The sequence below is a fragment of the Demequina mangrovi genome, from assembly GCF_000759715.1.
Taxonomy (GTDB): Bacteria; Actinomycetota; Actinomycetes; order Actinomycetales; family Demequinaceae; genus Demequina; species Demequina mangrovi.
This window is the reverse complement of record NZ_BBLU01000007.1, coordinates 36,225-53,219: the sequence shown is the minus strand read 5'-3', so window position 1 is coordinate 53,219 and position 16,995 is coordinate 36,225. Positions and strand designations below refer to the sequence as shown.

The 16,995-nt window shown below is 69.6% G+C and carries 14 protein-coding genes; 9 read left to right on the top strand and 5 right to left on the bottom strand.

The window, feature by feature from the left end:
• The first annotated feature begins 15 nt into the window (after window positions 1-15).
• The 9 genes from TR42_RS07870 (at window position 16) to TR42_RS07830 (ending at window position 11,872) form a co-directional block, all read left to right on the top strand.
• Window positions 16-879, top strand: coding sequence for an ABC transporter permease (locus tag TR42_RS07870; RefSeq protein WP_042214682.1), 864 nt, complete (start codon window positions 16-18; stop codon window positions 877-879).
• Window positions 872-1,606, top strand: coding sequence for an ABC transporter ATP-binding protein (locus TR42_RS07865; RefSeq protein ID WP_236623398.1), 735 nt, complete (start codon window positions 872-874; stop codon window positions 1,604-1,606). Before TR42_RS07870 ends, TR42_RS07865 begins: the two co-directional genes overlap by 8 nt.
• Window positions 1,603-2,571: a hypothetical protein gene (locus TR42_RS07860; RefSeq protein ID WP_143059003.1), complete on the top strand. Its 969-nt coding sequence runs from the start codon at window positions 1,603-1,605 to the stop codon at window positions 2,569-2,571. The genes TR42_RS07865 and TR42_RS07860 overlap by 4 nt, the downstream gene beginning before the upstream one ends.
• 1 nt (window position 2,572) lies before the next feature.
• Entirely contained in the window at window positions 2,573-3,733 is a 1,161-nt protein-coding gene (locus TR42_RS07855) for an acylneuraminate cytidylyltransferase (RefSeq protein WP_042214676.1), read from the top strand.
• Window positions 3,730-5,043, top strand: a complete 1,314-nt coding sequence (locus tag TR42_RS07850; RefSeq protein ID WP_052405818.1) for a DUF6716 putative glycosyltransferase — start codon at window positions 3,730-3,732, stop codon at window positions 5,041-5,043. The genes TR42_RS07855 and TR42_RS07850 overlap by 4 nt, the downstream gene beginning before the upstream one ends.
• A 25-nt stretch (window positions 5,044-5,068) precedes the next feature.
• Window positions 5,069-5,944, top strand: a complete 876-nt coding sequence (locus TR42_RS07845) for an N-acetylneuraminate synthase family protein (RefSeq protein WP_042214674.1) — start codon at window positions 5,069-5,071, stop codon at window positions 5,942-5,944.
• Window positions 5,945-5,989: 45 nt separating this feature from the next.
• Window positions 5,990-7,279 (top strand): hypothetical protein, encoded by a 1,290-nt coding sequence (locus TR42_RS07840; protein WP_042214673.1) that lies wholly within the window; start codon window positions 5,990-5,992, stop codon window positions 7,277-7,279.
• Window positions 7,280-7,299: 20 nt separating this feature from the next.
• Window positions 7,300-9,933 carry a glycosyltransferase family 4 protein gene (locus tag TR42_RS07835; protein ID WP_161786632.1) on the top strand — a complete coding sequence of 878 codons (2,634 nt, stop codon included), beginning with the start codon at window positions 7,300-7,302 and terminating at the stop codon, window positions 9,931-9,933.
• A 133-nt stretch (window positions 9,934-10,066) separates the two neighbouring features.
• Window positions 10,067-11,872, top strand: coding sequence for a SpoIID/LytB domain-containing protein (locus tag TR42_RS07830; protein ID WP_052405817.1), 1,806 nt, complete (start codon window positions 10,067-10,069; stop codon window positions 11,870-11,872).
• Between the two features lie 35 nt (window positions 11,873-11,907).
• Here TR42_RS07830 and cysC read toward each other — a convergent pair whose 3' ends face one another.
• Genes cysC through TR42_RS07805 form a run of 5 tightly spaced genes read right to left on the bottom strand, consistent with a single transcriptional unit; the run spans window position 11,908 to window position 16,891 of the window.
• Window positions 11,908-13,017, bottom strand: a complete 1,110-nt coding sequence (cysC, locus tag TR42_RS07825) for an adenylyl-sulfate kinase (protein WP_052405815.1) — start codon at window positions 13,015-13,017, stop codon at window positions 11,908-11,910.
• 1 nt (window position 13,018) lies between these two features.
• Window positions 13,019-13,981, bottom strand: coding sequence for a sulfite exporter TauE/SafE family protein (locus TR42_RS07820; RefSeq protein WP_042214669.1), 963 nt, complete (start codon window positions 13,979-13,981; stop codon window positions 13,019-13,021).
• Window positions 13,981-15,228, bottom strand: coding sequence for a sulfate adenylyltransferase subunit 1 (locus tag TR42_RS07815; RefSeq protein WP_042214667.1), 1,248 nt, complete (start codon window positions 15,226-15,228; stop codon window positions 13,981-13,983). Before TR42_RS07815 ends, TR42_RS07820 begins: the two co-directional genes overlap by 1 nt.
• Window positions 15,228-16,130 carry a sulfate adenylyltransferase subunit CysD gene (cysD, locus tag TR42_RS07810; protein WP_042214666.1) on the bottom strand — a complete coding sequence of 301 codons (903 nt, stop codon included), beginning with the start codon at window positions 16,128-16,130 and terminating at the stop codon, window positions 15,228-15,230. Before cysD ends, TR42_RS07815 begins: the two co-directional genes overlap by 1 nt.
• Window positions 16,130-16,891, bottom strand: a complete 762-nt coding sequence (locus TR42_RS07805; RefSeq protein WP_042214664.1) for a 3'(2'),5'-bisphosphate nucleotidase CysQ — start codon at window positions 16,889-16,891, stop codon at window positions 16,130-16,132. The genes cysD and TR42_RS07805 overlap by 1 nt, the downstream gene beginning before the upstream one ends.
• Between the last annotated feature and the right edge of the window lie 104 nt (window positions 16,892-16,995).

Genomic DNA, 16,995 nt, shown 5'->3' with positions numbered 1-16,995 from the left:
ACCCCGAGGAGACGTGTGACCGAGATCGACTACGCCGCGCTTGCGCGGGAGGCAGGGTTGCCGCGCGTGGGCGCCAGACAGCCCCTGCCGGCGTACCTGCGCGAGCTGTGGGACCGCCGCCATTTCGCCACGAAGCTCGCGCGGTACAGGATCGAGGCCAACCTCGCGCAGAACCGGCTCGGTCTGCTGTGGGTGGTGCTCAACCCGCTGCTGCAGTCCGCGGTCTACGGCCTCGTCTTCGGTGTGATCATGCCGCGCTCGACGCGCGAGGGTGAGAACTTCATCCCCTACCTGGTGACCGGGTTCTTCATCTTCACGTACTTCTCGCAGTCGTTCAATCAGGGTGCGCGAGCGATCACGGGCAACACGTCGCTGGTCCGCAGCCTGAGCTTCCCGCGCATGCTGCTGCCGCTGTCCGCCGTGATCCGCCAGATATTCGAGCTCGTGCCGATGATGGCCGTGCTCGCGGTGATCCTCATCGGCTTCGGAGAGCTGCCCTCATGGGAGTGGCTCGCGGTGCCGTTCGTGCTGGTGCTGATGACGATGTTCAACTTCGGCGTCGCGCTCATCGCCGCCCGCCTCACGGTGCACCTGCGCGACGTCACGCAGATCATCCCGATCCTCACGCGACTGCTGATGTACCTCACCGGGATCTTCTACTCGATGGAGCAGGTGCTCGCGGACAAGCCCGAGTGGATGATGACCGTCGCGCAGCTCAACCCGGTGCATGACTACATCTCGCTCATCCGGTACGCGCTGCTCACCGATCAGCCTTTCACCCAGCAGATGGTGATCGTCTCCGTCGTCGCGGCGATCGTGTTCTTCTTCGCTGGCATCTACTTCTTCTGGACGGCTGAGGAGCGCTACGGACGTGACTGAGGCCAGCAAGCCCACGGTTGTCGTCGACAACCTCCACATCGACTACAAGACCTTCGCCTCCGGCAAGGCCGCGAACGACAGGCGCGCGCTCATGCAGCGCCAGCGCGGCGTCCGGGTGGTGCACGCGCTCAAGGGCGTCTCGTTCGTCGTCCACGAGGGCGAGTCGATCGGGGTCATCGGCCACAACGGCTCGGGCAAGTCCACCCTCATGCGTTCGATCGCCGGGCTCCACACCCCCGCCCGCGGTGCGGTCTACGCCGCGTCGCGGCCGGCCCTTCTCGGCGTCAACGCGGCTCTCATCGGCGACCTCACCGGCGACCGCAACGTCATGCTCGGCGGGCTGGCGCTCGGGATGACGCCCTCGGAGGTCGAGTCGCGCCGCGACGACATCGTCGACTTCTCCGGCATCCGCGAGTTCATCGACCTTCCCATGAAGGCCTACTCCTCGGGCATGGCCGCGCGCCTGCGGTTCTCGATCGCGATCTCACGCGACCACCAGATCCTCCTGGTCGACGAGGCCCTCGCGGTAGGAGACAAGGACTTCCGGGCGAAGAGCGAGCAGCGCATCCGCGACCTCCGCGAGCAGGCGGGGACGGTCTTCCTGGTGAGCCACTCGATGCGGTCGATCATGGACACCTGCACCCGCGTGCTGTGGATCGACCACGGCACGCTCAAGATGGACGGCGACCCCAAGGAGGTCGTGTCCGCCTACAAGAAGTCGCGATGACAGCCACCGCCCCTCGGGTGGGGTGGGTCGAGTCGCCGCTCCAGCTGATCAACGCTGTCGAGGCCGCCGCGGCGCTCGGTGAGCCGATGCTCATCCTGCTGCGGAGCGGTGTCGCGCAGCTCGCGGGCACCGCGCGCTGGCTCGAGCCTCATCTTCCCGACGACGTGGTGCTCGCGGAGGCGGGCTCCGCGTCCGACGCCCGGTTCCGCGGCGCCTCCCGCCGGCTCGTGGGCGATGTGTTCTCGGGCCAGTTCCGGGCCGTGGCGACCGCGACCGGGACGCGCGACCTCGTGGTGGTCGACGACGGCTCGGCCGCGCTTCACCTCGCGGCGGTGCTCGCCGGGATCGAACCGTTCTCCCGCATGGGCCAGCGTGAGCGCCCGCTGCAGCGCGGTCTGGGCGCCGTGACAGGCGCGCGGCTGCGCGCCGCCGCCCGGTCCGGGCGCGTCATGCTCGTCACCGCCTACGCCGACCACGCCGCGATGCCCGTGGTGCCGGGAGTGCGCATCGTCCCCAACCGGTACGCGTGGCTGCGCTCCCTCGACGCGCCTCCGCCGGTCGATCTCCGTCCCGTGGTGATCCTCGGCTCGGCGCTCGCCGTCGACGGCTACGTCGACGCGGAGCGATACGAGGCGTGGGTCGCCTCCCATGGAACCGACGCGACCTACCTTCCGCATCGCCGGGAGGACCCCGCGACCCTCGCGCGCCTGAGCGAAGCCGGGCTCGCTGTGGTCGAGCCCGGGCTGCCGGCCGAGATCGTGCTCGGCCGCGCTCACGGCGTCGCGCACGTGCATTCGCTCCCCTCGAGCACCGGTGCGACGCTCGCGCGCGTCCTCCCGGTCGGTACGGTGATGAGCGTGACCCCCGTCGACGAGGCGTGGTGGACCGACCGCGCCGACGAGACCTTCCGTGCCACGCTCGCGACGCTCGCGGACGAGGAACAAGCTGAACCCCAGGAGGACTGACATGCGTGCCGTCGCCATCATCCCCGCCCGTGGCGGGTCCAAGGGCGTACCAGGGAAGAACGTCGCCCGCGTCGGCGGCGTCCCGCTCGTCGCGCGCGCGGTGAGGTCCGCGCTCGCCGCACCCTCGATCGATGGCGTCTTCGTCTCGACGGACGATGCGGCGATCGCGGACGCGGCCCGCGGCGCCGGCGCGCAGATCATCGACCGTCCCGCGGACATCGCGGGCGATCTCGCGACCTCGGAGGCCGCGCTGCTCCACGGCCTCGACGCGCTCGCCGCGCAGGGCATCGAGCCGCAGGTGCTCGCGTTCGTCCAGGCGACGTCGCCGTTCATCGACTCCGAGGCGCTGGGTGCCGCCGTGTCCTCGGTCCTCGCGGGCGAGCACGACTCGATGATGGCCGCGTTCGAGACCTACGCGTTCCTCTGGCAGCGCGGCGAGTCCGGCGCGACCGGCGTGAACCACGACCACTCGTTCCGTCCCCGCCGCCAGGACCGCGAGCCGCACTACCAGGAGTCGGGCGCGTTCTACGTGATGGACGTCGCGGGGTTCCGCGCCTCCGGCTTCCGCTTCTTCGGGCGCGTCGGGATCGCCGAGGTGCCCGCGTCCACCGGCATCGAGATCGACGACCTCCACGAGCTCGAGGCCTCGCGCGCGCTCGCGCCGCTGCTCGACCGCCCGTCGCCCGTGGACGTGGACGCGCTCGTGATGGACTTCGACGGCGTGCACACGGACGACACCGCGACGGTGGACCAGAACGGCGTCGAGTCGGTGACGGTGAGCCGTTCGGACGGCATGGGCATCTCGATGCTCCGCAAGGCGGGAGTGCCGATGCTGATCCTGTCGCGCGAGGAGAACCCCGTGGTGGCGGCGCGCGCGCGCAAGCTCGGCATCGAGGTGTCCCACGACGTCCAGGACAAGCTGCCGTACCTCGAGCGCTGGTGCGCCGAGAAGGGTGTGCCTCTCGACCGCGTCGCGTACGTCGGCAACGACCTGCCGGACCTGCCGTGCCTCGGCGCGGTCGGCTGGCCGGTCGTGCCCGCGGATGCGCACGCGCGCGTGCTCGCCGCGGCGCGCGTGGTGCTGAGCCGGCCCGGTGGGCGCGGCGCGCTCCGCGAGCTCGCGGAGCGCATCCTCGAGGCGCGCGACGGTCAGGCCCGATGACGGCTTCCGGCTTCGGCTCCGTTCCCGCGGTCGGCGGCGAGGCGCACGGCGCACGGCGCCGCTTCCTCGTGGTCGCCGACTCCGACTCGTACCTCAAGTGGGGCGTGACGCGCGCGCTCGAGGCGCCTGCGGACTGGGACACCTCCGTCGTCGTGGTGCGCAACGCGGTCACGCCGAGCCCCGCACAGCGCGTCGCAGCGGTGCACGGCCGGCTGGCCGAGGACGCGCTGAGCGAGATGTCCTTCCGTGCGCTCGTCGAGCTGCTCGCGGAGGACCCGCCGGATGTGCTGCTGCTCGCGTGCCGCGGCCCGCTGATCGAGACGCTCCTCGCCGACGAGCTCCACGGGCTCCCCGGCGCCACGGTCGTCATCGCAGGCATACCCGGCATCTGGATGCCGCCGACGGAGCTCGGCGTGCGCCTGCGCCGGTCCGTCGACATGCTCGTCGTGCATTCCGAGCGGGAGCGCGAGGCGGTCGAGGCGATGCTGCCGAAGGGGCGTCTCCGCGCCGTCGGGCTGGCGTCGCTGGTCCGTGCGGAGCAGACGCTGGGCAACGCGGAGCGACCGCGGATCGTGTTCGCGCCGCAGGCGCTCGTCCCCACCACGCTCGAGGAGCGCGAGCAGCTCTTCGCGGGTCTGGTTGACCTCGCGGCCGGCCGGCCGGACGTCGACGTCGTGATCAAGCTCAGGGGCACCCGGGACGAGGCGCAGACCCACAAGGAGTTCGCCTCGTTCCCGGAGATCGCCGAGCGCTGGCGCGGTGGCGACCTGCCCGCCAACCTCGTGTTCGCGTACGGCCCGCTGCAGGACTTCCTCGGGGACTGCGAGGGCTTCGTGACGGTCAGCTCGACGGCGGTGCTCGAGGCCGTGCGTGCGGGGGTGCCCAGCCTGTGCCTCGACGACTTCGGGGTGTCGACTGAGGAGATCAACGTCGTCTTCGAGGGGTCGCGCCTGTTCGGCTCGCTCGACGACCTCCGCGCCGGACGGTTCGCGACGCCCGACCACAAGTGGCGGGAGCGCAACTACTTCCATCCGCCAGAGAGCGACGACTGGATCGCCCAGGTAGACGCCTTGTGGGCGGAGGCGCAGGTACACGGCGTGGTGCCGTTCGCACGCGAAGAGGGCTGGCGCACCTGGACCGGCCAGATGACGCGGCGTGCGCAGGCGCTCGGCGCGGAGGATACACTTCACCGGCGCACCGTCGCCGGCGTGATCCGAGCCGCACGTGCGGCCTACTATGGGGTGATCGCGCCGTTCCGGACGCGGCCTCAACGTCGTCCACCGGTTACGATGTCGGACGGCCAGAACTAACCCGAAGAGGAAAAAGGTGAAGAAAATGACCGATGCGGTGAAGATCGGCGAGGACTACGTCGGTGACGGCCACCCGGTCTATGTGATCGCCGAGATCGGCCTCAACCACAACGGCTCCGTCGAGAACGCGAAGAAGCTCATCGACGTCGCCGTCGAGGCCGGCGCCCAGGCCGTGAAGTTCCAGAAGCGCACGCCGGACATCGCGACGCCGGAGCACATGAAGGCCACGCCGCGCGAGACGCCGTGGGGCACGATGACGTACCTCGAGTACCGCTACAAGGTGGAGTTCGAGCAGGCCGAGTACTCGGAGATCGACGCGTACTGCAAGGAGAAGGGCGTCGTCTGGTTCGCCTCCCCGTGGGACGAGCCCAGCGTGGACTTCCTCGAGTCGATGGACGCGGTCGCGTACAAGATCGCCTCGGCCTCGGTGACGGACCTGGGCATGCTGCGCAAGATCAAGGCCACGGGCAAGCCCGTGATCCTGTCGACCGGCATGTCGACCATCGAGCAGATCGACACCGCGGTGGAGACCCTGGGCAAGGAGAACCTCATCATCCTCCACGCCACGTCGACCTACCCGCTGCCTCCCGAGGAGGCCAACCTCAACATGATCACGACGCTCAAGGAGCGCTACGGCGTGCCGGTGGGCTACTCGGGTCACGAGCCGGGTCTGCAGATCTCGATCGCCGCGGTCGCCCTCGGTGCGGTCGCCGTCGAGCGTCACATCACGCTGGACCGCACCATGTGGGGCTCGGACCACGCCGCGTCGCTGGAGCCCAAGGGCTTCATCTCGCTGTGCCGCGACATCCGCATCATCGAGCAGGCCATGGGCGACGGTGTGAAGAAGGTCTTCCCGGGCGAGCTCGCCCCGCTGTCCAAGCTCCGCCGCGTCGACGGCTGAGCGAACGACGACCGACCGAGGCCCCGTTTGGAGCACAGCAGCCCCGTGGATGTGTCGCGCGTGCCCGCGCACCCGCCGTTCGCCCGCGCGATCATCCACATCGGCACCGAGCGCACTGGCAGCACCACGATCCAGCGTGCGCTGAGCCGCAACCGTGACGTGCTTCTGCATCACGGGGCGCTCTATCCGCGGAGCCTCGGTCGGTCGTCGCACGGCGCTCTGGCGACCATCTGCCAGAGCATCGAACCGCGCGACGAGTTCGCGCGCAACGCCGTGAGGCGTTACGGCGGGACGTTGGAGGAGGCCCGTGCCGCGGTCGCGGAGCGGTTCGCGGCCGAGGTGGTCGCGCACCTCGACAGCGGCGCGCCGCCGTCCGTCCTGGTTATCTCGAGCGAGCACCTGCATTCGCGGCTCGTGACGCTCGAGGAGAAGCAGCGCCTCGCGGACTTCCTTGCGCCGTGGGTGCGCGACGTGGAGATCTACGCCTACCTGAGGCCGCAGGCGGACCTCGCGAAGAGCGTCTACAACTTCCGCATCAAGAACGGCGGCACCGGCGGGGATGAGGTGTTCCCCGCGCTGGACTCGCGCCAGCGCCGCTACTACGACTACACGTCCATGCTCGACGAGTACGCACGGATCTTCGGCGATGCGAGCGTGCACCCCGTGCTGTTCGAGCCTCGCTCCTTCCCGGAGCGGGACGTCGTGCGGGACCTCCTCGAGCGCTCGGGGCTCCCGCGCGAGGGCTTCGAGTTCCGAGACTCCACCAACGAGTCGCTGTCCGCCCCCGCGCTCGAGTTCATGCGCCGGTTCAACGCCGAGGTGCCCCGCCGCATCGACGACAAGTCGCAGGTCGTGCGCCGCACCGTCGACAGGTTCGTCGCGCAGTACGAGGGGCCCGCCTTCGCCGTCGACGGCCACGAGGCCGCGGACTTCCAGCGCCAGTTCGACGAGGACAACGAGACGTTGCGATCGCGTTGGTTCCCCGAGCGCGAGACGCTCTTCCCGCCGGTGCGCACCGATACGGTCCCGGTCGAGGTATCGGAGTCCGAGCTCCTTGATCTATCCATCGCGTTGTACGTTGCGAGCCAGGACGACATCCGCGCCGAGCGGGTGCGCGCGCTGATCATCGAGAGCCGGCTCCGCGCCGTCCAGGGGCGCCGCCGCACCGCACTGAGGCGCGCGACCGACGCGCTGGCCTGGGCAGGCTCCGACTCCGAGCTCGTGGAGGAGGCGGAGTCACGCCTCGCCGAGCTCGCCTCCGCGCCCCGACGCGGATCCGTTCGCTGGCTGGTCGGCGGAGTCCGACGCCGGCTCCGCACCCTGGTACGGCGCTAGAGATGGAAAGTGGGAGAGCGATGAGCAGCCCTGACGTGATCGCCTTCTTCGTGGAGAATCGCAACGGCGTCCGCATCGCCGCGCGACTGATGGCGCAGCTGCCCGACGGAGTCGAGGCGCGACTGGTCACCGCTGATACCGAGGGTTTGGTGACGGAGTGGGTCTCCGAAGAGAGCAAGCGGTCGAACGCCTTCGAGGTGGTCAACCTCTTCGACGGGCTACGTGGGGTGGAGGGGTCCAACCTCAAAGCGGAACTGATTCAGCGCCTGGAGTCGTGGCTTAACCAGGAGCGGATCACGCGGGTCGCTTTCTTCAACGACCAGTCGCGTCGGGGTCGATGGATTACGAAGGCCGTGGGCGAGCGCCCCACCATCCTCATCCAGGACGGTTCGCTGGAGTTCAACTTCCGCGTGCTCACGCCCGGAGTCAAGGACCAGAACTGGTACTACGGCACCTCCGGCGTCTCCCGCGTCTGCGTCTGGGGCGAGCGGAACCGTGAGCAGGTGCTCGACCGCATCCCGGCGGAGCACCCCGCTCCGGACATCCGCGTCACCGGGTCGGTCATCCACAGCGCCGACCCCGAGCTGGCGGATGCGTTCGACCACAAGGAGGCGGTGAGGAGGCGTGGCGACACCGGCGCGCCGCTGTCGCTGATCCTCTTCGATCAGCCGCTCGGCGCGCAGGGCAAGGCCTCCGCGCAGGATCACCTCAAGGCGATGAAGTCCGTGGTGAGCGCGCTCAACGGCCGGGACCGTCTCACCATCAAGCCGCATCCGTCCTCGGATCCGGCGCTGCTCAAGGAGATCGGGCGGCTCCCCGCGGTGACCGTGCTTCCGGCGGATGTGCCGGTCACCCGGGAGGACCTGGCCAGTTACGACGCGGCGTTGACGTGGTTCTCGACGGCCTTCCTCGACACGATGAAGGCCGGCGTCCCGATCGCCTTCATGTCGTTCCCGTTCCTCAACATCGTCATGCCGGAGATCAAGAGCGAGCTCATCCGGACCACGCGCTCGCACGATGAGCTCCACGAGGTGCTGACCGAGTTTCGGCAGATGGGCGTGTTCCGCGCGAATCCGGCCGGCGTGGTGCCGCATGCGCTCCTCCGGATCAACCCGGACGTGGTCGGCGACGTCGTCGACGCGATCCTGACAGCCGAGCCCGCCGAGAAGCTCGCCGAGCCCGTCTCGGCGCGCCCGACCGCACCCGTCGTCGCGCCCAGCGGCGAGCCGCAGGTGATGACGCGCGCGGAGCGCGCGCTCGCCGACCTCGCCGCCGATCACGGTCGCCCGCTCAAGGTCGTCATCCTCGGCGAGCGCCTCATCCAGCGCATCGGCGTCTCGCTTCCGGCGATGGAGCTCGCGCGACACCTCGCTGGTACCGGTCAGGGCGAGGTGCGGCTCGTCGACCTCATGGAGTATGCCGGCATCGACGAGGTGCTCGCGGAGATCCGCCCCGACGAGGTCGTGGTGATCAACAGCCTGCGCATCTTCTGGATCCGCCCGTGGATGTCCGCGCTCATCGGCAGGCTCGCCCAGCGCGGTCGCACGACGTTCGTCTACGTGCACGAGACGCGTGACGTCATCGAGCGTGAGCACGCATCCTTCCGCAAGGCGCACGAGCTCATGGTCGAGGCGCTCAAGGGCGCGGTGGTGCTGTGCGTCTCGGAGGATCAGCGCCGCATGTTCAAGGAATGGCGCGTCGCGGCGGCATACACGGTCTACAACACTACCCCGGGCCTCGTGCGCGGTATCTCACGCGCTCCCGAGCTCCCCGACGGCAAGCGGCGGCGCATCGTGATGGTGGGATCGATCCAGCAGCGCAAGGGTGTCGACCTCTTCTCTCGTGTCGCCGAGCTTGCCCGCAGCGAGTCGCTCCCGCTCGACTTCGAGTGGATCGGCGGTGGGAGCGCCTCGCCGGAGCTCTACCTCTCGGATGCGGTCGAATGGTCAGGCCATCTGTCCCGTCCTGCGACGATGCGCGCGCTCGAGGCCGCCGACGTGTTCTTCTTGTCGAGCAGCGACGATCCGATGCCGCTCTCCGCGATCGAGGCGGTGTCCAAGGGTCTGCGGACAGTCACCTATGGCGGTGTCGGCACGCATGAGGTCATGGAAGGCATCGCGGGCTACGAGTCATTCGACCTCTACGAGCCTCGCGAGGCTCTCGACGCGATCCTCCGGGTCCTCGAGAGCACCCCGGACTACGCCGCGTTCGACGAGCTGGTCGAGATGTTCAGCGCGGAGCAGTTCACGGCGCGCATGATCACGGCACTGTCGACCGCCGCGCCGGTGGTGGTCGAGCACTCCGCGGACCCGGCGCCCGCCGCGGGCGCGCCGCGCGTCTACCTCGAGCGGGCGCTCGCGAACGAGGACTACGACACGGCGCGGACGCTGTCGCGCTCGTTTATTCGGGCGAACCCGAATCCTGAGGGCTACCGCCTGCTCGCGCTGTCGTGGCTGAAGGCGGGCTTTGCGCCCGAGGCGCTTGCGATTCTGCGCACCGGCCATGTGCTCGCCGAGAACCAGGAAGACTACCGATCCGTCGCAGAGTTGACGTTCAACGAGGCCGGCATGGACGCGTCGAAGATCAACCGCTGGTCCGCGTCGTCGATTACTCGCCGCGTCTGGCAGCTGACCCGGGATCGCGTCAGGGGTTGACGCGGACAGCGTCGGAGGGCCTTGCGCCGCCGTTGGCACTGCTGCAACACTTGTCACACTAGTCACAGCAGTAACGATTGGGTGGACGATGACGCGGTGGATCCGGGTGCGGCGACTTGCCTCAGCAGCGGTGGTGGCGGCACTTGTCTTCGGACTCGGAGCCGGCACCGCGTCAGCCGCGGTGTCGAAGGTCACGCTCTCGGCTGAGTCGACCATCATCCAGGGCACCGTCACGCGCATCGTGGTCAAGGCGAACGCCCGAGTGAACTCTCGGGCGACCATCCAGTACACGAGCCAGGGCAAGTGGGTCACGGCGAAGAACAAGATCAAGCTGACCAACGGCAACGGCGGGACCCGCGTGGCTCCCGTGTACGACCGCAGCTATCGGGTCATCGTCGACGGGGTGATGAGCAACACCGTCACCATCCACCCGGTGGCGAAGGACTTCGACGTGACGCTCTCGGCGCCCTCCTCGGTCGTGCCAGGGGACGCCTTCGATCTCGACGTGAAGCTCTCGGAGCCCATCAACACCTGGGCCAAGCTCTACTACACACGTCACGGCGAGTGGATCCTGTCGAAGAAGCGGATCCTGCTCACGAACGGTGTCGGCAGGACGACCGAGAAGATCGCCTACGATCGCAGCTACTACGTCGAGGTGGGCTACGAGGAGAGCGGCGCCTCCGAGGTGCTCGCCCTCACCGAGCCGCCGTCGAGCTTCACCATCACCGGCTCTGGCTGGGGGCATGGCGTAGGCATGTCCCAGTACGGCGCGTACGGGATGGCGCGGGAAGGCTACACCGCGACGGAGATCCTCCAGCACTACTACCAGGGCACGTCGGTGAGCAACGCTGACGCGAGCGGCTCGATCCGCGTGCAGGTGTTCGGATCGGGCTCCGACGCGACGTCCGCGTTCAACATGCGCACCGGCATGAGCGGCAGCGGCGACGGACGATGGCGTGTCCTTTTCTACGACAGCGCAGGCGCCGCGGCGGACGAGTACGTCGACACGATGACGGGCAGCACCGACGACCTGATCGCGGTCCGAAGGACGAGCTCCGGCATCGACGTGACGTCGCACGGCGTCACCAAGTCGGGCGCGCTCGCCGTCATGCAGTGGGAGGGCACCAGCTACTACCAGTCGGGCTCCACCGAGTCGGCCTACGTCGACCTACTCACCACCTCGGGCAACCAGGCCACCCACGGCGACTACCGGCACGGCAAGCTCGTCATCAGCGTGATCGGCGGCCGCCTCAACGTCACCAACGTGCTCAGGCTCAACACCGAGTACCTCTACGGCATCGCGGAGATGCCCTCGTCGTGGGCATCCGCGGCGCTCGAGGCGCAGGCCACCACCGCGCGCGGGTACGCGCTGCGCAACTCCAGCTACAAGATCGGTTGCGACTGCAACCTGTACGACGACGCGCGCAGCCAGAACTTCAGCGGCTGGAAGAAGGAGAACGAGGGCACCGACGCCTACTACGGCAAGCGGTGGGTCGCCGCGGTCGACGCGACCAGCACCGCCGATGGCGCGTCCGGGCTCGTGGTGAAGACCTCGACCGGGGCGATCGCGACCACGTACTACTTCTCGTCCAGCGGCGGCCAGAGCGAGAACTCCGAGAACGTCTGGAGCAGCGCGCTGTCCTACCTCCGCGCGGTCGACGACCGTTGGAGCGTGGACGGGTCCGTCTCCAACCCCAACGCGTCGTGGACCGACAGCGTGAGCCAGGCGTCGGCGCGCAGCATCTTCGGGCTGCCGGACGTCATGACGATGACCGTGACGTCCCGCACCGCGAAGGCGGGCTCGGCCGGCGTCGCGGCCGCGATCAAGGTCACCGCGACCTCGAGCACGGGGGCCACCGCATCGATCACCGGTGCCGACACCATCCGCATCCGGATGGGCCTCAAGGGCCCCTGGATCCGCTCGATCTCCGGCTCGTGATCCGGTGGGGGCCGCCGCCAGGCGGCCCCCACCGGTCAGATCACGTAGCTGGCCTCGGCGTGGAGCACCGCGCGGAGGACCGTCTCGGCGGCCTCCTCCACGCTCTCTCCGTCCGCGCCGACCACCACGTCGGCGTCCACGGGCGTCTCGTACGGGTCGGAGATGCCGGTGAACTCCTTGATCTCGCCGGCGCGCGCCTTCGCGTACAGACCCTTGCGGTCGCGCGCCTCGCAGACCTCGAGCGGCGTCGCGACGTGGACCAGGACGAACCTGCCGTTCTCCTCGGCCATCGTGCGCATCTCGGCCCGCATCGTCTCGTAGGGAGCGATCGGGGCGCACACCGCGATGCCGCCGTGCGCCGCGAGCTGTGCCGCGACCCAGCCGATGCGGCGCACGTTGAGCTCCCGGTCGGCGCGCGAGAAGCCGAGGCCCGAGGACAGCATCGCGCGGACCTCGTCGCCGTCGAGCAGCGTGACGCGCTGGTGGCTCTCCGCCCGCAGGCGTCGGGTGAGCTGGCGGGCGATGGTCGACTTGCCGGATCCCGAGAGGCCGCTGAGCAGCACCACGGCGCCGTTGCCGCGCGCGCGCCGCACCTTGCGGCGCGTGGTGATGCTCGAGGCGCACACCACCTCGGCGAGGTGGGTGAGGAGGTCGTCGGCCAGATCGCCGCTGAGATGCGCCGCGGCGGGACGGGGCAGCACCCGCACCTCGCGACCGGTGCGCGTCGCCGCGGACATCGCCCGGGTGAGCGCCTCGGCGTCACCGTCGTCGACCAGCACCAGGTCGCCGTCGCCGTCGCGCACATCGTTGCCGAGCACCAGCGTCGCGTGCTCGAGCAGCGGCTTGCCCGCCGCCGGCCTCGACTCGGCGAAGGTGGGCGCCGCAGGCTCCCGGAGCATCGTCACCGGACCCGCGATCCAGGTGCCGCTCGACGTCGTGTGCGAGCCGGTGACCTCGACGCGCGCGATCGGCGTGGCCTCGGTGTCGAGGAGGTCGATCGCCGCGGGCACGGCGACGTCGCGCACCAGCAGGGTCGCGACGTGCGCGTCCGCGGTGGGCAGCTGATAGCCGAGCTCCGAGCCGTACGCGCCCGCGCGCATGAGCTCGAGCTCGTTGAGCTGGGCCGGAGAGAGTCGTAGCTGCACGTCAGCCTTCCTTGCCCTCGGCAGCGCGTGCGTCCTTCGCCGCCTGCCGTGCGCGTTTGTCCTGCCAGGTGAAGAACGAGAAGCCGAGGCTGCGGCGGATGAGCGCCCAGGCCAGCGTGCCGCCGACGAGCGCCGCGGCCAGCGCGGCCAGCGTGAGCGCGTTGGACACCCCGAGCATCTTGAGGCCGGAGATGAGGAGCACCATGGCGAGGGCGCGGCGCACCAGGCCGCCGCCGACGCGCGAGGACAGGTGCGCGCCGATGTACGTGCCGGGGATCGAGCCGAGGATCACCGGGATGGTGACCTCCCAGTCCACGTCGCCGAACATGAGGTGCGCGATCGCGGCCGAGACCACGAGCGGCACCGCCTGGACCAGATCCGTGCCGACCAGCTGCGAGGCCTTGAGCGCGGGGTAGAGCGCCATGAGCGCGATGATGATGAGCGACCCCGAGCCGACTGAGGTGAGGCCGACCATCACGCCGCCGATCACGCCGACGATGATGGTGGGGATCGGGCGGGGCACCACGTCGGGACGGTCCTTCGGCAGCGGTGCGGCCGAGCCGTCGCGCGACCGCGCCCGCTCGCGCAGACGCATGTACGCGCGCAGGAGCAGGCCCGCCGACGCGATGATGAGCGCGACACCGAGCGCCTTCTTGGTGAAGGCCTCGACCGCCTCCGGGTTGCCGACGGCGTGCTGGAGCAGCACGCCGAGGAACGCCGCGGGCACCGAGCCGTAGACGAGCAGCCGCACGAGCTGCCAGTTGACGGTCTTGTTGCGGATGTGGACCCACGACCCGAACGGCTTCATCGCGGCGGCGGCGACGATGTCCGACGACACCGCGACGGGCGCGGGGATGCCGAAGAACAGCACGAGCGTGGGCGTCATGAGGGCGCCCCCGCCCATGCCGGTGAGGCCGACGACGACCCCGATGCCGGCTGCGGCCAGGATGAGGCCGAGATCCATCAGTGCTCGCGCACGAAGCCCGCACCGACGGTGCGGTTGGTCGCCTCGTCGATGAGGATGAAGGAGCCGGTGGTCCGGTTGTCCGCGTACTCGTCGACCAGCAGCGGCGAGGTGACCCGCAGCTTGACGCGGCCGATGGAGTTGAGGCCCAGCTCGTGGATCTCGGTGTTGCGGTGCAGCGTGTTGACATCGAGCTCGTAGACGACGTCCTTCACCATGGCGCGCGCCATGCGCGTCGTGTGGAGGATGCCGAGCTTGCGGCCCACCGTGAGCGCGTCCTGGTCCATCCAGCAGATGGTCGCGTCGAGGTCCTGCGTGGGCTCCGGGTGGTTGCCGACGCGGCAGATGATGTCGCCGCGCGAGACGTCGATCTCATCCTCGAGGCGGAGCGTCACCGACATCGGCGGCATGGCCTCCTCGAGCGGGCCGCTCGGGCCGTCGATCGCCGAGACGCGGGACGTCATGCCCGACGGCAGCGCCATGACCTCGTCGCCGACCTTGAGGATGCCCGAGGCGACCTGGCCCGCGAAGCCGCGGTAGTCGTGGACGTCGTTGCGCATCGGCCGGATGACGTACTGCACCGGGAAGCGCGGGTCCTGCAGGTTGCGGTCCGAGGCGATGTGCACGTGCTCGAGGTGGTGCATGAGCGACGAGCCGCCGTACCAGGGCGTGTTCACCGAGCGCTCGACCACGTTGTCGCCCAGCAGGGCGGACATCGGGATCGCGATGAGATCCGCGATGTCGAGCTTCGCGGAGAACTCCGTGAACTCCTTGTAGATCTCGTTGAAGCGCTCCTCGGACCAGCCGACGAGGTCCATCTTGTTCACGGCGAGCACGATGTGCGGCACGCGCAGCAGCGACGCGATGGTGGCGTGGCGGCGCGACTGCTCCGTGAGGCCCTTGCGGGCGTCGACGAGGATGATCGCGAGGTCCGCCGTCGAGGCGCCCGTCACCATGTTGCGCGTGTACTGCTGGTGGCCCGGCGTGTCCGCGATGATGAACTTGCGCTTGGGCGTCGCGAAGTAGCGGTACGCCACGTCGATGGTGATGCCCTGCTCGCGCTCGGCGCGCAGACCGTCGGTCAGCAGCGCGAGGTCCGTGTACTCGGTGCCGCGCGCCTTCGAGGCGGCCTCGACGGACTCGAGCTGGTCCTCGAAGATCGACTTGCTGTCGTAGAGGAGGCGGCCGATGAGGGTGGACTTGCCGTCGTCGACCGATCCTGCGGTCGCGAAACGGAGAAGATCCATCAGAAGTACCCTTCCTTCTTGCGGTCCTCCATCGCGGCCTCCGACACTCGGTCGTCGCCGCGGGTGGCACCGCGCTCGGTCAGCCGCGTCGCGGCGGTCTCGGCGATGATCTTGTCGACCGTGTCCGCGTCCGAGAGGACGGCCGCGGTCAGCGTGGCGTCGCCGACGGTGCGGTAGCGCACCGTGCGTCGCTCGATCATCTCGCCCTCGCGGGGGCTGCAGAACTCGTTCGCGGCCATCCACATGCCGTCGCGGTGGAACACGTCGCGCTCGTGCGCGAAGTAGATCGAGGGCACCTCGATGCCGCGCGAGTCGATGTAGTCCCAGATGTCCAGCTCGGTCCAGTTGCTGAGCGGGAACACGCGGATCGACTCGCCCTGGTGGACCCGGCCGTTGTAGAGCGACCACAGCTCGGGACGCTGGTTGCGCGGGTCCCACTGGCCGAACTCGTCGCGGAAGGAGAACACGCGCTCCTTCGCGCGGGCCTTCTCCTCGTCGCGGCGGGCGCCGCCCATGCACGCGTCGAAACGGTTCTTCTCGATCGTGTCGAGCAGCACCGGCGTCTGGATGCGGTTACGCGAACCGTTGGGCTCCTCCCGCACGAAGCCGCGCTCGATCGCCTCCTGCACGGAGCCGACCACGAGGTTGAGGTCGTGCTCCTCGACGATCCGGTCGCGGTACTCGATGACCTCGGGGAAGTTGTGGCCCGTGTCGATGTGCACCACCGGCATGGGGAGCCTGGCGGGCGCGAAGGCCTTGAGCGCGATGTGCAGCAGCACGATCGAGTCCTTGCCGCCCGAGAACAGCAGCGCGGGCCGCTCCATCTGCGCGACGACCTCGCGCACGATGTGAATGGCCTCAGCCTCCAGCGCGTCGAGCTGGCTGAACGAGGTTGCCGTCATCAAGAGTCTCCGTCGGTGTTCTCAGCGATCGCCGCAAGGATCCGCGGCGCCAGTTCCGGACGGCACACCACCAGGTCCGGGAGGTACGGGTCCGCGTCATTGTAGACGAGCGGGGACCCGTCGATGCGAGAGGTGTGGAGCCCCGCGGCGCGCGCGACCGCCACCGGCGCCGCCGAGTCCCACTGGTACTGGCCGCCTGCGTGGACGTACGCGTCGACCTGCCCGCGGACCACCGCGGCGATCTTCACCCCGGCGGATCCCATGGGCAGCAGCGAGGCGTCGAGCGCCTCGCGCACGGGCTCCGTCACGGCCGGCGGCCGCGAGCGGGACACCGCGAGGCTGATCTGCGCGCCGTCGGCCGGCGCGGGAGCGGGGGCGACGGTGTCGGACACGAGCACGAGCTCCTCACCGGGGATGCCGACGGCGCCGAGCGTCAGCTCGCCCCGCTCCCACAGCGCGATGTGCACCGCCCAGTCAGCACGCCCCTCGGAGTACTCGCGCGTGCCGTCGAGCGGGTCGATGATCCACACGCGGTCGGCGCTCAGGCGCGCCTCGGAGTCCTTGGCCTCCTCGCTCAGCACGGCGTCGTCCGGCCGGTGCTCGGCGAGCAGGCCGGCGAGGAGCGCCTGGGCCGCGGCGTCGCCCGCCTTGCCCAGCTCCTTGCCCTCGAGGCCGGACTCGCGGCGCACGCGCAGCAGCTCGTCCCCCGCGGCGTTCGCCAGCAGCGCCGACAGCGCCGCATCCGTGAGCGCATAGGTCATACGTGTCTCCAGTCCACGCGGCCGTCACGCGGGCCCGCGTGACGGCCACGGTACAGCCTGCGTGCGGACCGGGCACGAGTCCGATCTGTCCGAGTTGGTAACCT